Source organism: Frankia sp. CoWAU3 (assembly GCF_977971855.1).
Map to the genome: position 1 here is coordinate 1 of NZ_CDWWXB010000252.1, position 4,434 is coordinate 4,434.

Sequence of the window (4,434 nt, forward strand, 5' to 3'; positions counted from 1 at the left end):
GCCGAACCGGTGATGGGCACCGTCGTCAGCATCGACGTCCGCACCCCGCTCGCCTCAGCGGATCTGGCGGCGGCGATCGAGGCGGCGGCCGCGGTCCTGCACCGGGCGGACGAGGATTTCAGTACGTTCCTGCCCGGGTCCTGGGTCTCTCGAATCCGGCGCGGCGAGGTCGACCTCGCCGCCTGTCCCGACCACGTCCGCGAGGTCTACCGGGTGGCCCGCGCCTGCCGGGAGCGGACCGGCGGCAGGTTCGACCCGGCGTGGCGGGGCGACGGCACGCTGGACCCCACCGGTCTGGTCAAGGGCTGGGCTGCCGAGGCGGCCTCCCGGGTGCTGACTGACGCCGGAGCCGCGGACCACTGCGTCAATGCGGCGGGGGACCTGCGGGCCAGGGGTGTCGCATCGGCGCCGGGGCGACCCTGGCGGGTGGGGGTGTCGGATCCCTTCGACCGGAGCCGGCTCGTCGCGGTGGTCGAGGGCACCGAGCTGGCCGTCGCCACCTCGGGGGTGTTGGAGCGGGGCGCGCACGTGATCGACCCGCGCACCGGCATCCCGGCGACCGAGCTCGTCGCGGTCACCTTCGTTGGACCGGACCTCACCCTGGCGGACGCCTACGCCACGGCCGTCCTCGCCGCCGGCCGGGACGCGTGGACCCTGCTTGCCGATCTTGCTCGGGAGGGATGGGCCTGGCTGATCGTCGATGCCGTCGGTCGGCTGGACCATTCGGGGGGATTCCCCGGCCAGGTGGCCGCCGCCGCGTCCGCACTCCCCGCATCACTCCCCGCATCACTCCCCGCATCACTCCCCGCATCGGACGGCTACCGTTCCGCGTCCGCCGGATCCCGATGACCGGTCTTCCCGGCGAGCAGGACGAGACTGGGTGGGTGGACCGTCCGATCAGGGTCCTCGTCGTCGACGACGAGGAGGCGATCACCGACCTTGTGACCATGGCACTGCGCTACGAGGGCTTCGACGTACGCGCCGCGCACTCCGGGCAGGCGGCGTTGACACAGGCCGCCCTGTCCCCGCCGGACCTGCTCGTGCTGGACGTCATGCTCCCCGACATCGACGGGTTCGCGGTCTGCGAGCGGCTGCGGCGATCGGGGCAGGGCGTGCCCACCCTGTTCCTGACGGCCCGGGACGCCACCGAGGACAAGGTGCACGGGCTGACCCTCGGCGGGGACGACTACGTGACGAAACCGTTCGCGGTCAGCGAGCTGATCGCCCGGGTCCGGGCAATCCTGCGCCGGGCCGGGGCCGCCGACGGCGCGCCCACGCCGCTGCGTTTCGCCGATCTCGAGCTCGACCCGGAGACCCGCGAGGTGCGGCGCGCCGGGCGGCACGTCGACCTCACCGCCACCGAGTATCGCCTGCTGCACTACCTGCTCGCGAACGCCCGCAAGGTGCTCACCCGGGCCCAACTCCTCGACCACGTCTGGGGACATGACTTCGGCGGTGACGCGCGGGTCCTGGAGACCTACGTCAGCTATCTGCGGCGCAAGATCGACGACGTGCCACCCCCGCTGATCCACACGGTGCGCGGCGTCGGCTACGTGCTGCGCCTGCCGCGTTGAGCCGACCGGTCCTGTCCCTGCGGGCCCGGCTGCTGCTGGCCCTGCTGGCCCTGGTGGGCCTGCTGGCCGTCGGGATGGCTCTCGGCGCCGTCGGCACGCGAGGGGCTCTGGGGGCCTACCTGCGTGGCCGGCTGGACCAGCAGGTCCGGGACGCCCATCCGCTGATGGAGCAGTTGCTCCTGCGGGCCGGCGGGGACGGGGACGGGGATGACCACTACCCAGGTTTCGGCACCACGTTCCTGGTGGGCACCTATGGCGCGTTGTACGACGGCGCCGGCCGCCGGCTCGCCGAGGCCAGCCCCGGCCCGGGTGGCCCGGGTGGCCCGGCGGTGCCGACGCAGCGTCCGGCGGTGTCGGCACGCCTGCTCGCCACCGCCTGGCTGCATCCGGACCTCGCGACCGTCCCGCTGTGCACGGTGGGCGCCGAGGACCATGGCGGCCGGTTCAGGATGCTCGCGGAGCGCTTCGACAACGGATATGTGCTGATCGTCGCCGTGCCCTTCGCGGAGGTGAACGCCACCCTTGACCGGGTCACCAGGATCGAGGCCGTGGCGACCTCGGTGGTCACGGCGGCGCTGGCCGTGCTGGCGTACGTCATCATCCGGCTTGGGCTGCGTCCCCTGACCCGGATCGAGCAGACCGCGGACCGGCGACCTGACCAGGCGGGTCGCCGACGCGGACCGCCGGACCGAGGTGGGTCGGCTCGGGCTCGCCTTCAACGCGATGCTCACCCGGATCGAGGCGGCGTTCCGGGCGCGTGAGGTCTCCGAAGGGCGTCTGCGCCGCTTCGTCGGGGACGCGAGCCACGAGCTGCGGACCCCGTTGACGTCGATCCGCGGGTACGCCGAGATGTTCCACCGCGGCGCCGCGGAGCGGCCCGAGGACCTGGCGATGCTCATGCGCCGCATCGAGGAGGAGTCCGCGCGCATGAGCGAGCTGGTGGATGACCTGCTGCTGCTTGCCCGGCTGGACCAGCGGCCGGTGCTGGAGCGCCAGCCGGTCGACGTCGCGGCGATGGTCCGTGACATCGTCACCGACGCCCGTGTGGTGAGCCTGGGACGGACGATCGAGATCGACGTGCCGCCGATCCTCGAGGTGCTCGGCGATGAGGGCCGGCTGCGGCAGGCCGTCGGCAACCTCGTCCGCAACGCCGTCGTCCACACCCCGCCCGACGCCGGGATCTCCGTCTCCGTGGGCCCCCTCGAAGCCGGCTCCCCGGGGCCGCCGGGCGATGGTCCCACCGACGGGATCGTGGTCTCGGTGGTCGACCACGGTCCGGGCGTCCCCGAGGATGCCGTGGCCCACCTCTTCGAACGCTTCTTCCGGGCCGATGCCGGGCGGTCCCGGGACGCCGGCGGGACCGGTCTGGGCCTGTCCATCGTCGACGCCGTCGCCACCGCGCACGGCGGGCGGGTCGAGTACCGGCTGACCCCGGGCGGCGGGGCGACGTTCCGCCTCGTCCTGCCCGGTCCGTCGTAGCCCGACTGACCTGTTCACCTTCGCCGGAAACGGGCCCGGAGACGTGGCGGGCGCGCGCCAGGCGGCGAAGGGGGCGGAGTTCTGGTTCATCACCTCGGTCGTGCTGGCCGGCGCCCTGGGCCCGCGGCGATCCTGATCAGATAGCTCTGGTAAGATGGCCGCCACCACAGGTGATCGTTTTGAGGGGGTGAGACCCATTTCCGCTGTGTCAGGGTGGGTGCTCTCCTCCCGCGGTCGCGCGGTTCGTTCGAGGTAGGCGATCGGGAGGGTGCCCTTCGGCATCCCGAAAGGCTTCCCGTGTCGACATCCGGCCCCTCTCCTTCCTTTCTCTCCCCTTCTCGTCCGTCCTTTCCCTCCTCTTCTCGTCCGTCTTCCTCACCGTTTTCGTCCCTGCCGCGGTCCGTCGTCGTCACGTGGCTGTGGGCCGCCGGCTGCGTCTTCGCGGAGGACGAGGCACGGCTGCTCGTCAATGCGGCCCGGACCCCGGGCGAACTCGCCGCGATGGTGCAGCGGCGCGTCGCCGGTCTGCCCCTGGAACACGTGCTCGGCTGGGCGGAGTTCCACGGCCTGCGGATAGCTGTGGACCCCGGGGTCTTCGTGCCTCGCCGCCGCACGGAGTTCCTCGTCGATCAGGCGGTCGAACGGGTTGCCGGCCGGTCCCGGCCGGTCACTGTCGTCGATCTGTGCTGTGGCTCGGGGGCGATGGGGGTCGCGCTGGTGGCGGCCCTGCCCGGGATCGAAGTACACGCCGCCGACATCGAACCGGCCGCGGTTCGGTGCGCCCGCCGCAACCTCGCCTCCGCCGGTGGCCGGGTCTACGAGGGTGATCTTTACGAGCCGCTGCCAGCCGTCCTACGGGGCCATGTGGACCTGCTGGCCGCGAATGCCCCCTATGTACCCACCGGCGCGATTGAGCTGATGCCGCCGGAGGCTCGCGAGCACGAGCCGCGGGTGGCGCTCGACGGCGGGGCGGACGGGCTCGATGTTCTGCGGCGGGTGGCCGCCGAGGCGCCGCGGTGGCTGGCCCCGGGCGGTCACCTGCTGGTCGAGACCGGCGAGCGGCAGGCGGCATCGATCGTCGAAGCCAGCGCCCAGGCCGGCCTGATCCCCACGGTCGCCAGTTCCGCCGACCTGAACGCCACCGTCGTCATCGCGACCAGGCCGGCCGCGGCTCCCGTGTCCGCGGTGGGCGCGGCAGCTGGACAGCTGCCGCCAGTCGGGTAGGCCCAGCCCTTATCCGCGGCTGCCCGCGGAAAGGCCGCGGGCAGCCGGATGCGGATGGACCGAAGCCGTCCTCGGTGAATCCCCGGGACCTGCTCGTCAGCCAACAGGAGATGTTTCAGGGCAGGACGTCGTAGGTGTAGGTGTCGGTCATGTCGAG

General features: G+C 72.6%; 3 protein-coding genes and 1 pseudogene. All 4 read left to right on the plus strand.

What is annotated here, in order from left to right; translation table 11 throughout:
- On the plus strand, nucleotides 1-849 hold an 849-nt coding region (locus tag AC08ON_RS16580), incomplete at its 5' end, for an FAD:protein FMN transferase (RefSeq protein WP_476617299.1).
- Nucleotides 846-1,574 carry a response regulator transcription factor gene (locus AC08ON_RS16585; RefSeq protein ID WP_011434703.1) on the plus strand — a complete coding sequence of 243 codons (729 nt, stop codon included), beginning with the start codon at nucleotides 846-848 and terminating at the stop codon, nucleotides 1,572-1,574. The genes AC08ON_RS16580 and AC08ON_RS16585, both read left to right, overlap by 4 nt.
- A gap of 11 nt (nucleotides 1,575-1,585) precedes the next feature.
- A pseudogene (locus AC08ON_RS16590) lies at nucleotides 1,586-3,053 on the plus strand (sensor histidine kinase).
- Between the two features lie 297 nt (nucleotides 3,054-3,350).
- Nucleotides 3,351-4,277 (plus strand): putative protein N(5)-glutamine methyltransferase, encoded by a 927-nt coding sequence (locus tag AC08ON_RS16595; protein WP_476608364.1) that lies wholly within the window; start codon nucleotides 3,351-3,353, stop codon nucleotides 4,275-4,277.
- Nucleotides 4,278-4,434 lie beyond the last annotated feature (157 nt).

What these genes read in the sequence shown, in the direction of transcription:
- AC08ON_RS16585 (WP_011434703.1), top strand. Translation starts at nt 846, where the DNA reads ATGACCGGTCTTCCCGGCGAGCAGGACGAGACTGGGTGGGTGGACCGT.